11 protein-coding genes are annotated in these 15,110 nt (G+C 70.3%); 4 read left to right on the top strand and 7 right to left on the bottom strand.

The features are described from left to right. Positions 1–103 precede the first annotated feature (103 nt). A complete protein-coding gene (locus ACSGC5_RS11180; protein WP_434970695.1) occupies positions 104–1,681 on the bottom strand; it encodes a chitinase in 1,578 nt (525 codons plus the stop codon). Next, complete coding sequence (locus ACSGC5_RS11175) at positions 1,678–5,271, bottom strand: glycosyltransferase family 2 protein (RefSeq protein ID WP_434970694.1); 3,594 nt, start codon at positions 5,269–5,271, stop codon at positions 1,678–1,680. The genes ACSGC5_RS11180 and ACSGC5_RS11175 overlap by 4 nt, the downstream gene beginning before the upstream one ends. A gap of 209 nt (positions 5,272–5,480) precedes the next feature. Here ACSGC5_RS11175 and ACSGC5_RS11170 point away from each other — a divergent pair, with 209 nt between their 5' ends. Then, entirely contained in the window at positions 5,481–6,158 is a 678-nt protein-coding gene (locus tag ACSGC5_RS11170; RefSeq protein WP_434970693.1) for a TetR family transcriptional regulator, read from the top strand. Between the two features lie 61 nt (positions 6,159–6,219). Here the strand turns inward: ACSGC5_RS11170 and ACSGC5_RS11165 are convergent, their stop codons facing one another. After that, positions 6,220–6,705: a flavodoxin family protein gene (locus ACSGC5_RS11165; RefSeq protein ID WP_434970692.1), complete on the bottom strand. Its 486-nt coding sequence runs from the start codon at positions 6,703–6,705 to the stop codon at positions 6,220–6,222. A gap of 183 nt (positions 6,706–6,888) precedes the next feature. Here ACSGC5_RS11165 and ACSGC5_RS11160 point away from each other — a divergent pair, with 183 nt between their 5' ends. The 3 genes from ACSGC5_RS11160 to ACSGC5_RS11150 all read left to right on the top strand — a co-directional run bounded on the left by ACSGC5_RS11160 (position 6,889) and on the right by ACSGC5_RS11150 (position 10,699). Further along, positions 6,889–8,355 carry a phytoene desaturase family protein gene (locus ACSGC5_RS11160; RefSeq protein ID WP_434970691.1) on the top strand — a complete coding sequence of 489 codons (1,467 nt, stop codon included), beginning with the start codon at positions 6,889–6,891 and terminating at the stop codon, positions 8,353–8,355. 95 nt (positions 8,356–8,450) lie between these two features. Further along, positions 8,451–9,608 carry an AI-2E family transporter gene (locus ACSGC5_RS11155; protein ID WP_434970690.1) on the top strand — a complete coding sequence of 386 codons (1,158 nt, stop codon included), beginning with the start codon at positions 8,451–8,453 and terminating at the stop codon, positions 9,606–9,608. A 44-nt stretch (positions 9,609–9,652) separates the two neighbouring features. After that, on the top strand, positions 9,653–10,699 hold the full coding sequence (locus tag ACSGC5_RS11150; RefSeq protein WP_434970689.1) for an ATP-dependent DNA ligase: 1,047 nt from the start codon (positions 9,653–9,655) through the stop codon (positions 10,697–10,699). 19 nt (positions 10,700–10,718) lie between these two features. Here the strand turns inward: ACSGC5_RS11150 and ACSGC5_RS11145 are convergent, their stop codons facing one another. From ACSGC5_RS11145 to ACSGC5_RS11130, 4 genes are all read right to left on the bottom strand, one after another. Beyond that, positions 10,719–11,231 (bottom strand): nitroreductase family deazaflavin-dependent oxidoreductase, encoded by a 513-nt coding sequence (locus ACSGC5_RS11145; RefSeq protein ID WP_434970688.1) that lies wholly within the window; start codon positions 11,229–11,231, stop codon positions 10,719–10,721. Then, positions 11,228–12,283 (bottom strand): non-homologous end-joining DNA ligase, encoded by a 1,056-nt coding sequence (gene ligD, locus ACSGC5_RS11140; RefSeq protein ID WP_434970687.1) that lies wholly within the window; start codon positions 12,281–12,283, stop codon positions 11,228–11,230. The genes ACSGC5_RS11145 and ligD overlap by 4 nt, the downstream gene beginning before the upstream one ends. Next, the gene (locus tag ACSGC5_RS11135; RefSeq protein WP_434970686.1) at positions 12,273–13,304 is read right to left on the bottom strand and encodes an SseB family protein; all 1,032 of its coding nucleotides are present in this window, start codon (positions 13,302–13,304) and stop codon (positions 12,273–12,275) included. The genes ligD and ACSGC5_RS11135 overlap by 11 nt, the downstream gene beginning before the upstream one ends. 96 nt (positions 13,305–13,400) lie before the next feature. Further along, positions 13,401–14,984 carry an aspartate:alanine exchanger family transporter gene (locus ACSGC5_RS11130; RefSeq protein ID WP_434970685.1) on the bottom strand — a complete coding sequence of 528 codons (1,584 nt, stop codon included), beginning with the start codon at positions 14,982–14,984 and terminating at the stop codon, positions 13,401–13,403. Positions 14,985–15,110 lie beyond the last annotated feature (126 nt).

Here is a 15,110-nt window from a genome sequence, read left to right as displayed (position 1 = left end):
TGGGTGAGGGGTGTCTGATGTCTCGATGTCGAGAGAGTTCGACCAAGAAAGCAGCCTACTACCCGAGAAAGAACGGTTGAGACGCCGCCGTGATCGCGGGCGCTCAGCCGCCCGCGATCTGTTCGATCTGGGCGGCGGTGAGCGGAACCCACGGCGAGCCATCGGGATCGTCGGATGCCGCAGCAGGGCTGTCGCCCTGTGTCCACCACTTGGCTTCGAACGGCACGCCGTCATAGAGCACGCGGTCGCCCTCGCGGTACACCGCATCGCCGGACCAGTCGGGGTAGGTCCCCGGCGGCAGGGTCGGCACCGCGTAGGGCGTCTCACCCGGAAGCACGGGACCCACGAGATCCCAGGGACTCTCGGCGCCACTGACCATCGGGTCATCGGGAACATCCCCCCGGGTCCACCACTTCGCGGTGTAGACCATGCCGTGCCACACCACCTTCGAGCCCGCGAGATAACGGGTCTCGGGGTTCCAGATCGGGTACGGGCTCGAGGCGGGGTCATCCGTCGCCGACGCGCTGGGCAGCGGCACGGGCGTGTGGCTGCCGGATGTGCCCGTGTTCGTCAGGCCATCGCCGAGCACCACCGCGAAGCTCTCCTGGCCCTGATCGACGCCGCTGCAGAAGTTCGACACGATCCGCACATCGGCGTAGTTGTCCCCGCACGAGCGGTCCCGGTTCGCCGACCACATCGACACCCGTCCGAGCCCGGCCTCCCGGGCGAACTGGTTGAGCTGAGCGGCGTCGTCCATCGTGAAGACTTCGTCCACGATGTCGTTCTGGCCGATCATCGGTGTCGCGCCGATACGAGCCCAGGCCGCCGCCGAGCTGAGCGGCTCGTCCGTGTCCCGCAGCATCTCCACGAGTTGGTCGCGCACTCCCCGGATCGCGGAGATCGCGACATCCCCCATCGTCCGACCCCCGAGGTCGACGCCGTAGTCCATCGTCATGGCATTGATCCCACCGAGGCGCACACCGGCGTCGATCAGTTGTGCGGCCGCGGCCTCACCGGCGGCATCGAGGCCCTCGGGCGTCACCGGCAGAGTGACCCACACCGTGAGCGGATCGTCGGGGTCCCGCTCGTCCTGGAGCATGCGCAACGCCTCGGCTCGGCGCGCGCCGGTTGCGGCATCCGTGAGCGCCTCGCCTTCGATGTCCAGATCGATGAGCGTGAGGTCGTACCGGTCGATCACCGCCCGGTACGCGGCGGCGAGAGACTCGGCATCGGGACAGGCTGCCGCCAGCTCCGTGTTGTCCCGGCCGCCGAAGCTGACCACGACGTCGCCGCCCTGCTGACGCAGCCGCGCGATGCGACGGTCCAGATCGAGGTCGCGGGCAGCCTGATCGAGCGAGTAGGCCGCCCCCCACGAGGGTTCGCAGGTACTCTCGTCGGCCGCGACGACGAACCCGAGGACGACATCCTCGTCGGCAGCGGACGCGGGCGACTCGAACGCGTAGGCCGGGGTGAGGGTCGTGTCGACGTAGGCCGCGAACCAGGGCTGATTCGGGTCGATCACCACCCGGTCGGTAACCGTGTGGAATCCGAACCAGATCGCCACCCCGGCGGCGGCGGCGATGAGGATGCCGAGCATGACGCGCCACGGCGACAGGCGTTTGCCGGCGTGCGGACCCGTCGCTCTGCGCTCGTGGGCACTCGTCGCCGCCTTGTCGGTCACCACCCTCGACCTCTGCCGCGCACCGGGCGCGACACGGGAGCGCCGGGCGAGAGGGGAACCTCATTGCGCAGTGGCATCCGCCCCGGTGGCACACCTACCGGAACAGCGTCGGGGACGGCCCTCGCCGCGGCCGGGGTGGAGCCTGCAGGCCACTCCTCGGGCGCGGAGACGGCGTGCCAGTCTCCCGGCTGCGCTGCCTGATCGCCGACGGGCTCCCCCGCGTGGAAGAAGGGTTGCACCGTCTCGGCGGGCCACACCCGGTGTTGCGGGGAGACCGCCGGAGCGTGGGTCTGTTGCCACTGCGGCTGCGGATACTGCGGCTGCGGCGCGTGGTCGTACCAGACCGGAGTCGGCGAGGGCGCCGGGGCTCCGACGGGCGGCGCCGAATACTGCGGCGCCTGGCCCTGCCAGTGGTCAGCGACGGCGGGTGCGGCATCCTGCCAGCGCGAGGATGTGGGCGCGGGCGCTTCCGGGTAGCGCACCCCGGCGTGCGGCTCCGCAGTGGGCTGCGCGAAGACGTACTGCGGGGTCGCCGGGTACGCCACGGGATGAGCCTGGGGGAAGGGCGGTGAGCCGGCGGAGTGCGAGGCGCGAGGCGGCTCCTGGAGAACCGGCTGAGCCGGCGGATAGACCTGCACAGCACGGTCCGGCCGGTCGGCCGGAGTCCATGCGTCGGTGGCGATCTCGACGGGGTGCTCGGCGGCGTCGCCGAAGTCATCCCACTGCGCTGAGACGATGCGGCCGCCGGGTCCCGGCATCCACAGGTCGGGCACCAGCTCCATGCCGTAGGCGGGGGCGATCGCATAGGTGGGGCGGAACTGGTCGGCCTGCGTGATCGGTTCCGGCTCGGGAACGACGGTCTGGCGCTCGGCCTCAGCCGCCAGGACCTGCGGCTCAGGGACCCAGGTGTCGGAGGCCGCCGCGATGATCCGCGGCTCCGCCTCCACGGCCTGCGGCAGGAGTTCGGGATCCCCCTCGTGCTTCAGCCCGAGCACGGGCTCGGGGTCGAGGTGGGGCGCAGGGTCGAACACGGGCTCGGAGTCGAGGTGGGGCTCAGGGCCGACATCGAGGTCTACCTCCGGCTGCGGCTCGGCCATCGCGGGTGCCGTGTCGAGCCGGTCGACGAGCGTCTCCGCGTCGGGGGCCGCCGGGGCGGCTGCCGGCACCGCTTCGGGTTCCGGCTCAGCAGCCGCCTCGGCGTCGGCGACCTCGGGTGGGGTCGCCGTCACCGGATCGGGTTCCGGTGGATCGAGTGCCAGCGCCGCGGTCACCGCTGGCTGTTCGAGTGCAGCCAGTTCGAGCATCGGTGCGCGGGCGGGAACCGTGGGCGGAGGCAGATAGGCCGGAGCGGTCTCGCCCGGCGCGGGATGGCCGTGGTAGAGCGCCGCCCGCCAGTCGGGCTGGGTCTGCGGCGACCCGGCCTGCGCACGCCCAGGCTTCGTGGGCGTCGCATCCACCCACATCCAGTCAGTGAGGCCCAGCCAGGTGTCGGCGAGGGACTCGAGGATGCCGATGTTCTCGACGATGGCCCAGGCGGCGAGAGTCGCGTTGAACGCCGCGAACGCGGCGGTGCCCCAGTTCTCGTGGAGGATGTTCCACCACGCGGTGAAGACCGAGAAGATCACGATCGCGTAGGGAGCGACGACGTACAGCAGTTGCGTCGCCGTGCGGTTGCGTACCTTCGGCGTTCGGGCAAAGGGGATCTTCTTGCCCGTGAGCGCCTGCTCGATGGACTTGAGCACTCCGGCGAGGTTGACCGGCAGCAGGATCAGGTTGAAACCGTAGATCCGCAGGATGTCGATCGTGCGATAGCCCGAGTACCGCAGGTCGCTCGCCTGGGAGATGAAGTACGGCAGCGCCGCGAACACGACGAGCGGGCTGAGGAGTCTGCTGTCGAACGGATACGTCAGCAGCATGATCAGACCGAACGACGCCCACGCCAGCGACGCCATGTAGTTGGTGCGCAGCATCCACTCGGCGATCGTGATCGGCCGGTGCGACTTACGTCGCCGCTGGGCGTACTTCAGGAACTTCGGCATGATCAACAGGCCGCCGTTGGCCCACCGGCGCCGCTGCACGACGAGCGAACCGAAGTCGGGCGGGGTGGCGCTGTAGCTCAAGCGCTCGGGGTAGTTGACGAGGGTCCACCCCTGGTCGGCGAGGTCGATGCTCGACTCGGTGTCCTCGATGACGGTGCGGTCCTGCACGTAGCGCCGGACCTCGTAGCCGTTGACCATCTCGACCTGGACGATGTCCTCGAGCGCGCGCCGACGGATGACAGCGTTGGCCCCGACCCAGAAGGTCGCCTCGTGCGCCGACATCCCCTGGTGGAGGATGTGCTGGATGTCGGTCGTCGCGCCCGCCAGCCGCTCGATGCGCGTGGGGGCTCCGCGGAAGGACGAGTACGGCGTCTGTGTCACCGCGACGCGCTGGTTCTCCGGCTGCTCGAGGAAGTGGACCAGGCGCAGGCAGTAATCGCGCAGCAGCAGCGAGTCGGCGTCGAGCGTCAGGAGGTAGGGCGTGTCAGGGATGACGAGATCGGCCTCATCGCCGGGGCCGACCTTGACCAGCACCGTCCCTGCGTCGGTCGGATGAGCGTGGTAGCGCCCGCCGAGCAGGCCGATGTAGGCGTTCAGGTTCATCGCCTTGTTGGGCTCGTTCGACAGCGACGCATAGCGCTTGCGTTCGAAAGTGGTCGCCTCGACCGTGAAGATCCGCACCAGTCGGCGGTGAAGCTCGAGAAGTCGCTCACCGGTCGGTGCGGCATCGGCATCCACGGCGGCCTGCAACGCCACCGCCGTCGCATCCAGGTCATCGGCGAGCCCACCGACGACCTGGTCGATGAAGAAGGTGTCGACGTGATCCTCGTGGGGCCAGGCGTCGCCGAGGGCACGAAGCCACGCCACGGCAGCGACGTACTCATCGCGGAGCGTGTCGACGGCGTCCGGGGCGATCGTGCCGCCCAGGAGCCACTCGTTCTCGTAGGCCAGGAGGGCAGCCGTGAATCGCTCGCCGGGCTCGGCGAGAGCCGTCTCGATGTCTGAGGCGATCCGGCGCGTCTCCTCGAGTCGCTCGCGGACGGCCGGGTCCGTGGGAAACGGGCTGTCATCCAGGAGCAGCACGACCCGCAGCGACGGATACTCCTGAAGGGCCGCCGACCACATCGTCTTGCGTACGACGGCCGGCTCTTCGGCATACGACGGGATGAGCACCGTCAGCCCGTCCTGATGACCGTCGGCGAAGTGCCGGTCGAGCTCGCCTCGCGGAGCGCGGACGTGGTCGCGGAACCGCCGAAGTGCACCTTCGCGCGCGACCAGATACATGAGCGCGGAGAAAGTCAGGAACGTCACGACCGCCGCGTACAGGATGGCCTCGAGCGTTCGGAACACCCCCTCATTGGCGAACAGCTGGGGCAGGATCGTCACGACCATGTAACCGAGCCAGGCGGCGATCGTCGCGCCGATCGCGATCCGCGCCCACACCACTTTCGCGGCCGATGGGCGCGCGTGCACGGTCGAGAGCGGCTCACGCCGTTTCTCGGAACCCCACTGCGGCCGTCGTGTCGACGGCAGCGCTGTGCGTGTGCTCATCCGCGCTTCCATCCTTGTCCGCTGATCGGACGCCTCTCAAGCAAACGCGGCGCCGACGGATGCTGCGCACCCGAAGCGACCCCGCACGGCGACGCTACCGCCCGATACCGGAAAACCGGGTGTTCATGGGGTGATCCTGGGCGGAGCGGCCCCTTCCTTGAGGTAACGCTGAGACAAACTTGAGGTTCCCCCGGCGGTAGGCTCACGGCATGTCCGACACCTCAGCCGCCACACCGTCGTCGCGGAACGCGGTCGTCGCTGTCGCGCTCGATCTGTTCGACCGGAATGGCTTCGATGCGACATCCGTCGAGCAGATCGCGCAGGCGGCGGGGAGCTCGCGGTCCACCTTCTTCCGGCAGTTCGGCGGCAAGGACGACGTGGTGTTCGCCGACCACGAGGTGCTCCTCGCTCGGGTGCGCGAGTATCTGTCGCAGCCGCACGAGAACCCGTGGGCGGCGGTGTGCGATGCCGCCGTGACGGTGTTCGAGCACTTCGCTGCCGACCCCGACCTCGCGCGGCGCCGCTACTCGGTGGTGCGCAAGGTACCGGCGCTTCGCGAGCGCGAGATCGTCACAGTGTTCCGATACGAGCGGCTGTTCGATGAGTACCTGCGTCGCGCGTTGCCCGGGCTTGACCCGGTCGAGGCGGTCGGCTTCTCGGCGGCCATCGCGGCCGTCCACAACCATGTGCTCCGTCAGCTGCTCCGCGACACCGCACCCGTCCCCGTGTCGGTGCTGCGCCATGCGCTCGATGACGTCATGCGCAAGTTCGGCGTGCACCCCGACCCCGCGCACCCGGAGCACGACGAGGTCGTCGTGGCCGTGTTCCCCCGGCGGATGCCGCTGGCCGAGGTCACCCGCCGGATCGGCTCCACTCTCGAGGGCTGAGCGCGACTGCGCCGGCCGCGAGGGCGCGCACCGGCCGTGGCGACCCAGACTGCCGTGCGCGTCAGGACGCCCCGGCGATCTGCTGCCGGATCGCCCTCGCCCAGTCCCGGGCTCGGTCGAGCTCACCGGCGGCGAGGGGGCCTGCCTGCGCTGTCACCAGGAACTCCGCCGACCCGATCACGGTCGACCCGCGCCCACGCGCGCGGCGCACGGCCGCCCTCGTCGCCGATCCCGAGAACCGGCTGCTCTGGGTGCCGAACACGGCAACGGCTCCGGCGCGCTCCAGCGCTGCGGTTGCCAGCCACTCGCGCATTCCCGGGCCGCCCCGACCGCCGCTGCTGCGCGCCAGTGATCGGCTGAGCGCCGTCGACAGCGTGAACATATGCGTGGGTGCGCCGAGAACCACCACATCGGTGCCCGTGTCCACCTCCGGGCCGCCTTCCCACAGTGCGCGCGCGGCGACACCGAACTCGGCGGCGATCGCCTCCGCAAGGCGCTCGACGTTGCCGAACTGCGACTCGTAGACGACCTGTATCCGTGTGCTCATCGACTCAGCGGCGCTCTCGTGGATCCGGGCAACGGCGGGATCCGTCGCTCCCCCGGATTCTTCCCGGCCAGCACGTGAGCGGTCAACGCCGGCGATGCGACCCGCGCCACCGCGCTGAGCGCTACGGGCCCCGGATCCTGGCATGTCCGGGCCGGCGGGTGCCGAGACTGGCAGACTGGCGACATGGCGGCGCACGCAACCGTGGTCGGCAGCGGCCCGAACGGTCTGACCGCCGCGGCGACACTGGCCCGGGCGGGACTGCGCGTGCGCGTCCTGGAGGCAGCCGACGGGATCGGCGGCGGGGTGCGGACCGAGGCGCTGACACTGCCCGGATTCCGTCATGACGTGTGCTCGGCCGTCCATCCGGCGGCACTGGCGTCGCCCGTGTTCCGGGCGATGCGCCTGGACCAGCGCGTCTCGTGGCTGATTCCCGAGGCCTCGTACGCACACCCGCTCGACCACGGGCCGGCCGCGATCGCCTGGCGCGATGTCGACCGCGCCGCGCAGGACCTCGGCGTCGACGGCCGCGCCTGGCTGGCGATGACACGCCCTCTCGCGCGGCACATCGACGAGCTCACCGCCGTCACGAGCGACCAGCTGATCCGGATGCCGCAGCATCCGCTGACCGCGTTGCGCTACGGCATCCGAGTACTCGAGCAGGGCACCCGCCTCGGGTCGCAGAGCTTTCGCACACCCCGCGCCGCCGCCCTGATGGCCGGCGCGATGGCGCACGCCAACACGTGGATGCCGTCGCTGGCGTCGGCCGCGGCGGGCCTGCTGCTGGCGGCCCACGGGCACGCCGGCGGGTGGCCGGTCCCCCGCGGAGGTGCGCAGGCGATCGCGGATGCGCTGGCCGACGACATCCGTGCCCACGGCGGGGTCATCGAGACGGGGGTGCGCGTCACCGCCCTCGACGACCTGGACTGGGGCGATCCGCGCGCGGGCGACCTCCTCATCCTGGACACGTCGCCACGGCTGCTGCTCACGGCGTCCGGTCTTCCTGCCCGCTACGCCGGCGCGATCCGCCGCTACCGGTACGGGCCGGGCGTCATGAAGATCGATGTCGCCCTCGACGGGCCGGTCCCGTGGCGCGACCCCGAAGTCGGCCGTGCACCGACCGTGCACCTCGGCGGCACCCGGGAGGAGATCATCGCCGCCGAACGTGAGGTCCTCCGCCGCCGGATCCCGCGCAGACCGTTCGTGTTGGCCGTGCAGCCGTCGGTGATCGATCCGACGCGCGCTCCCGCCGGCAAGGCAGTGCTGTGGGCGTACACACACGTTCCGCTCGGTTCACCGGTGGATGCGACCGATGCCATCCTCGCCCAGATCGAGCGCTTCGCACCCGGTGTCCGGGACCGGATTCTGGCGCTGCATTCCTCGACCGCGGTGCAGCGGGCTCACCTCAACCCCGCGGAGATCGGAGGCGACATCTCCGGTGGCGCCTTCACGATCGCGCAAGCGGTCCGCCGTCCCGTGGTGTCACGGCATCCGTGGCGAACGCCGCTGCCGGGCGTGTACCTGGCCTCAGCCTCAACCCCGCCGGGGCCCGCCGTGCACGGGATGAGCGGCTGGCACGCGGCGCGCACCGCGCTCGGCGACGCGGCCGGAGTGCCGATCTCTCTCGGCGACCTGTTCGGCGAGCTCGACTGACCTCACGGCGCCCACGCCTGGGGGAAGGCGTTGCGGAAACCGCCTCCCCCGTCAAGCCGGTGCGCGCGCCCGGCAAACGCGGCTACGGTCGAGGAATGGGATTGTTCGGCATCGGCTCGCACAAGGACAGCAATAGCGCCCTCGCCGTCCCCGACGACGGCATCGTCCCGCCCAGCAAGATGTGGGGCGACAAGTTCGGGATGCTTGCGACCCGCGGCCTGCAGATCATCGTCGTGGTCGCGCTCGCGGTCGGGATCATCTGGGGGCTCCAGCAGATCACGCTCGTGGTGATCCCCGTCCTGCTCGCGCTGATCTTCGCGTCGGCGTTCGCCCCCGCCATGAGCTGGATGCGGCGCCGCGGCGTTCCGTCCATCCTTGCGACCCTCATCGCGCTGCTGGCGATCGTGCTGCTGCTCGGCGGGGTCGGCTGGCTCATCGTCTGGGCGGTCCGAGACCAGTGGGACATGCTCTACAGTCAGGCAGAGGCCGGCGCCCAGCAGCTGTGGCAGTGGGTGCAGACGCTGCCGTTCGGGATCGATCAGGAACAGATCGACCAGTGGATCGCCTCCCTCCAGGACTTCATCACGAGCGCACAGTTCGGCACCGGTGCCATCGCGGGGGTGAGCGTCGTCGCCAACTTCGCGACCGGCTTCGTGCTGATGGTCGTGGTGCTCTTCTTCTTCCTCAAGGACGGACCGCGGATGTGGGAGTTCCTCCTGCGTCCCTTCCGCGGCTCCGCCGAAGCCCGGGCGCGCCGCATCGGCGACAAGACCGTCTCGACCCTCGGCGCCTACGTGCGAGGCACGGCATCGGTCGCCCTCGTCGACGCGATCGGCATCGGCATCGGCCTATGGATCCTGCAGGTCCCGCTCGCCCTACCGCTTGCCGTCCTGGTCTTTCTTCTCGCCTTCATCCCGATCGTCGGTGCGACGATCGCCGGCATCCTCGCCGCCCTCGTCGCGCTCGTGGCCAACGGGTGGGTCAACGCGCTGTTCGTCGTCGGGGTGGTCGTGGCGGTCAACCAGCTGGAGGGCAACTTCCTGCAACCGGTGCTGATGGGCCGCTCCATGAAGCTGCACTCGTTCGTCATCCTGATCGCTCTGACCGTGGGCACCGTGCTCGGCGGCATCGTCGGCGCCGTGTTGGCTGTGCCGATCACGGCCGTCGCCTGGGGCATCGTGCAGGTGTGGGACGGTCCGGACCTGCCGGCCCGGTGGGCTCGGCGCAAGAGGACCGAGCCGGCGCCGTCCTGACCTGGGGGCTGGACAGTCGCCCGGCGAGACAGGATGCTGACCCCATGCCCTACGCCATCCCCGAGCCGATGCTCGCGAAGTCCGTCGATCGCATCCCGGAGCCGGGCGCGAGCGCGGGCGGCCTGAGCTTCGAGCCGAAGTGGGACGGTTTCCGCGCCCTCGTGTCGTGGGACGGCACGGATCTCGAGATCGGCAGCCGCGGTTCGAAACCCCTCACGCGATACTTCCCCGAGTTGGTCGAGGCGTTCTCCCTGCTGCTCCCGGAGCCGTGCCTCCTCGATGGCGAGATCGTGATCGCGCTGGGCGAGCCCGGCGCCCAGCGCCTCGACTGGGACGCGCTGACCGCGCGCATCCACCCTGCCGCGTCGCGGGTACGGATGCTCAGCGAGCAGACGCCCGCGATGTTCATCGCCTTCGACATCCTTGCCCGCGGCGACCGCGACCTGGCAGCCGAGCCGTTCTCCGCTCGGCGCGCCGAGCTGGTCGACCTGCTGCGCAGCGTGCCGCATCCGGTGCACCTCACGCGCACGACCTCCGACCCGCACCTTGCGAACCGTTGGCTCGAGGAGTTCGAGGGCGCCGGCCTCGACGGAGTGGTGGCGAAGCCCCTCGCGCAGCCGTACGCGCCGGGCACGCGCGCGATGTTCAAGATCAAGCACGCGCGCACGGCGGATGTCGTCGCGCTCGGCTACCGCATCCACAAGAGCGGCCAAGGGGTCGGATCGCTTCTTGTGGGCCTCTACACCGACGACGGTCAGCTCGTTCAGGTCGGTGGTGTCGCGGCCTGGTCGAACGCGCGTCGGCTCGCGCTCGTCGAGGAGCTGGCGCCCCTGGTCGAGCGCGACGAGTCCGGTGCGGCGATCACGGGCGAGGGCGAGCGGTCCCGCTTCGCGTCGGGGAAGGACGTGTCGTTCGTGCAGCTGCGGCCCGAGCGGGTGCTCGAGGTGCGTTACGACCAGCTCGAGAAGTGGCGCTTTCGGCACACCGTCCAGTTCCTGCGGTGGCGGCCCGACCGCGATCCCCGCTCCTGCACGTATGAGCAGCTCGAGTCGGTGCGTGCGTACGACGTGGGAGCGGTGCTCGAGAGGTGACCGTCGGCTGCCGGTCGGATCAGCGCGGCGGCGGGGTGAACTCGATCACGGGGACGGAGGCATCGCCACCCGCGAGCTCGTCCATCGCAGCCTTCAGGTGCTCCCACGCATCGGGATGGACCCGCGCGTAGCGCGCCAACACGGCGGCAGCCTCCTCGTCGGGGAGGATGCGCGCGACCGCGGGCACAGCCTTCGCTCGGCCGACCCAGAGGCGTGCGGCGGGGTGGGCGGAGAGGTTTCGGAACCACTGCGCCTTCGGTCCGTGTCCGGAGGCCACCCGAATCGCGTTCGTCTCGCGCTCGATGACCTCGACGACGACGTACCGTGGCTCCCCGCTCGTGCGGCCGATGTGCTCGATGAGCATGAGGCGACCTCCGAAGACCCAGCCCAGTCCCGCCCGGAAGAGCGGAATGGGCGCACGCACGATCCACCGGCTGCGCAGCGCACGTGCGATCCACTGGTCGATCGTCGCCGCCTCGGTCCGCCCGGCGGTCTGGTCGGCGCGGGATTCACCTGCGGTCGATGCGGTCACGAGTCCCCCTCGGTCTCGGGATGGTCGGTCGGGTCGGGCGTGCGCGCCCGGCTGGGTTGGACCCGCGGGGGCTCGCCGGGCATCTTGGGGAACTCGGGCGGGAAGGGCAACTCTCCGAGGCCGTCCGCGAGGTCTCGCTCCCACCACTGCAGCAGCGTGTCGATCCTGCCGGGCGACGCGCCGAACTCCGCCCAGGGGTCGCCGATGTCGGCGAGGCGCTGCGGCACGGTGCGCACCGTGAACGATGCCGGATCGACGGAGGCCAGCTCGTCCCACGTGATGGGGGTGGCAACGGTCGCCGTCGGTAATGCCCGAGGGCTGTACGCGCCCGCCATCGTGCGGTCGCGATTTGCCTGGTTGAAGTCGATGAACACCCGCTGCCCGCGCTCTTCCTTCCACCAGTTGGTCGTGACGCGCTCCGGCATCCGTCGCTCCAGCTCGCGGCCGGCGGCGATCACCGCATGCCGGACATCCAGGAACTCCCACTCCGGCTCGATCGGACAGAACAGGTGGATGCCGCGATTCCCGCTCGTCTTGATCCACGCCTCCAGCCCCGCCTCGGCGAGGACGTCCCGCAGCGCGGGGGCCACCGCGGCGGCGTCGGCGAAGTCGGTGCCCGGCTGCGGGTCGAGGTCGATGCGCAGTTCGACGGGGTTGTCGGTGTTCGCGGTCCGCGAAGCCCACGGGTGGAACACGACGGTGTTCATCTGCGCGGCCCACACGACGGCGGCGGGCTCGGTGAGGACGATCTGCGGATGCCGCCGCCCGCTGTTGTAAGTCACGGTGACGGTGTCGACGAAGGGCGGCGCACCCTTGGGCGGGTTCTTGGAGAAGAACATCTCCCCCTCGACCGAATCGGGGTAACGCTCGAGCGAGACCGGCCGATCGCCGTTGGCCGCGAGGAAGGGGACGGCGACCGCCAGGAGGTACTCGGCCAGCTCGCGTTTGGTGATCCCGACGGCGGGCCACAGGACGCGATCGGGACTGGACAGGCCGACCTCCCGGTCTCCGTCCGGACCGGGTATCTCGAGGATGATCCGGTCAGTCGCCATCGCTGGGCGTCTCGACCATGAGCGGAGCGAGCTGATCACGATCGAGTCGGATCCACGGCCCTGCGGGATCGATGAGGATGCCGGCCAGGCCAGGGTCCGCGCGCAACGCGGCTCCCAGCTGTGCGCCGGTCACGGAGGCGGGGCGATCGCCGCGCCCGAGCGCGGCGATCTCGATGGGATGGGTGAACACTTCGATGAGACGGTCACCATCGGCAGTGCGGGCCTCGGCGACACCGACCTGATCCGAACCCTCGGGCTTGTTGACCGCGATCCACAGGCGCGAGGACGGGATGGCCGCGACGACCTCATCGGGCGTGGAGTCGGTGCGGCGGGCCGCGAGCAGCTTCTTGACGCGGAACTCCGGATCGGCCTGCTCCATCATCTGGGCGATGAGGTCGCGGGAGAGCAGCGCTCGCGCGGGGGCGGACGCCGGGTCGACGATGAGTCCGGCATACGTGCCGGACAGAAGGAATCGCAGGACCGCCTGCGCCGGCTGTGCCATCGCCGAGGTGTCGGTGGCACCGTCGGCGGCAAGGCTCGCCCGCAGCGCGTTCACTCCGCTGTAGGCGAGAACGTACTGGTTCTCACCGATCGTCGTGATGGCGAGGGGGATGTTCTCGCCCTCGGCGAGCATCCGCTTGGCGTCGCCTTTGACACGCAGATAGAGGTGCCCTTGCAGCAGCTGGCGCGCCACCTGGAGCAGCTGGGCCGGTTCCGGCCGCTCGGGGAGCGCCGCGAGGGCGGCCACAAGCGGACCGTTGTCCTGCGGCGTGGGGCGCGCGGCACTGTCGGCCTCGCCTGCCGTCGGCGCCGGAGGCGCGGTGTCCTGTGCTCCGCTGCCGGGCGCCGGTGCCGGCGCGCCGAGGCCTTGGAAGGACGACATCGAGATTCCGACGACAGCGTCGAAGTCCGGTTCCTCTGCCGACGCGTCCGAGGCCGGGGCATCCGTGGCCGGGCCCTCTGGGGCGACCTCAGGCGTCTCGGCAGGCTTTTCTGCGGGGCGTCGAGAGAACAGAGCCATGCTTCGAGGCTACAGACGTCGGACGCCGATCGGGACCAGGGTTGTCACAGTTCGGGAAACGCGGTAGGCGCGGAGGCCGCCCGCGGCCGCTCCGCGTCACAACAGCGTGAGGAGCTGGGCGAGCAAGATCTTCACGACCAGCGCTGTCGGATAGACGAGGCTGTAGCCGAGGGCGACACGGACGTCGTGGCCGGTCCGCTCCTGGGCGAAGGCGAGGATGGCGGTATTGGTCTGCGCTCCGGCGATGACACCCGACAGCTTGGTTCCCCCCAGATGCAGGATGTGTCGCACCAGCAGGTAGGTGCCGAACATCGCGAAGGATGTCACGACCAACCCGATTGCGACGAGAGCGACGATCTCTCCCGACGCGATCGCCTGGAGGATCTGCGACCCCGCCTTCGAGCCGGCGTAGGCGAGGAAGATCAGCAGGCCGAGCTCGCCCAGAGCCGTCGCTGCGGCGTTGGGGATGGTCGTCACGAAGCGACCGATCCGCCCGATCCTGCCCATCACCAGGCCGACGATGAGCGCGCCGGCAGCCGCACCGAGCGACAGGTGGGATCCGCCCGGCAGCGGCACCTCGATGAGCCCGAGCAACATGCCTGCCGCGATGCCCAGGCCCAGCGCCACGGGGTTGAGGTCGGCCATGCCCCGCTCGGAGTCGCCCAGAAAGGCCGTGACCGCGGGCAGCTGATCGCGCGGAGCGACGACCCGCAACCTGTCGCCCTGGTGCAGCACGAAGTCGGGGGTGCCGAGGAACTCGACATCCCCGCGCCGCACCCGCACGATCGTCGCGCCGAATCGTTCGGCGACACCGAGTTGCGCGATCGTGCGCCCCGACCACCGCGAGTCCGACAGGATGATGCGCCGATAGTCGAGTCGGCTGCGATCGTGGGTGATGTTCAGCGTCGACGGATGCCCCAACTGGTCGGTGACGGCGGCGACGACCCGCTCGGGACCGACGATGTTGATGATCGACCCCTTCTCCAGGACCGTGTCGGGACCGACGACGATCACCTCACCGTCGGGGCGACGCAAGCGCGAGACCAGCACGCGGCCACCGTGCCGGCGGGTGAGGTCGGTCATCGTCGGATTGCTGTCGGTGTCGATTCGCACCACGAGATCGACAATGCGCGGCGGCGCGTCGGTGTCGGTGCGGCTGTGGCGCAGTGCGAGCACGACGGCTCCCATCGCGCCCACGACGCCGAAGATATAGGTGCTCGCGTATCCGACAGTGGCGGCGGGACTGCCCCCGGTGGCCGCGAGAGCGGGGGTGCTCGTCACCGACCCCGCGTAGGCGCCGGCGATCGTTTCCGGCGACAGATCCAGCATCCACCCGAGCCACAGCGTCAGGGCGGCGGCGGCGATCATGATGGCCGAGACCAGCAGCAGCATCCAGTAGGAGGTGCGGAGCGCGTTCACGAAACCCGGCCCGGCGATCACGCCGATGCTGAAGGCGAACAGCACCAGTCCGAAGTCCCCGACGTATGCGGGCACCTCGATCACGACGCCCTGGGACACTCCCCAGGCCGTGAGCGCGATCATCGTGAAGAGCACGGCGACGGCACCCAGCGACATCCCCCACAGCCGGATGCGGCCGATCGCCGCGCCGATGCCGGTGACCAGGAACAGCACGAGCACCGGATGCTCGGACAAGAGCGTCAGAAACGGCGCGAGGGTCATGGGCCTCCTTTGTCGAGCGGGCCTGACCGTCTCCGCGGCCCTGGGCGTCCGTGCACCCTCGCTCGCGCCATCACGGCGATCGTACGCGCAGACGACCCTGATGCTCAGGGGCGAAGGTCCCGCACT

Source organism: Microbacterium sp. bgisy207 (assembly GCF_965345035.1).
GTDB lineage: Bacteria > Actinomycetota > Actinomycetes > Actinomycetales > Microbacteriaceae > Microbacterium.
This window is presented reverse-complemented; position numbering and strand designations above follow the sequence as displayed.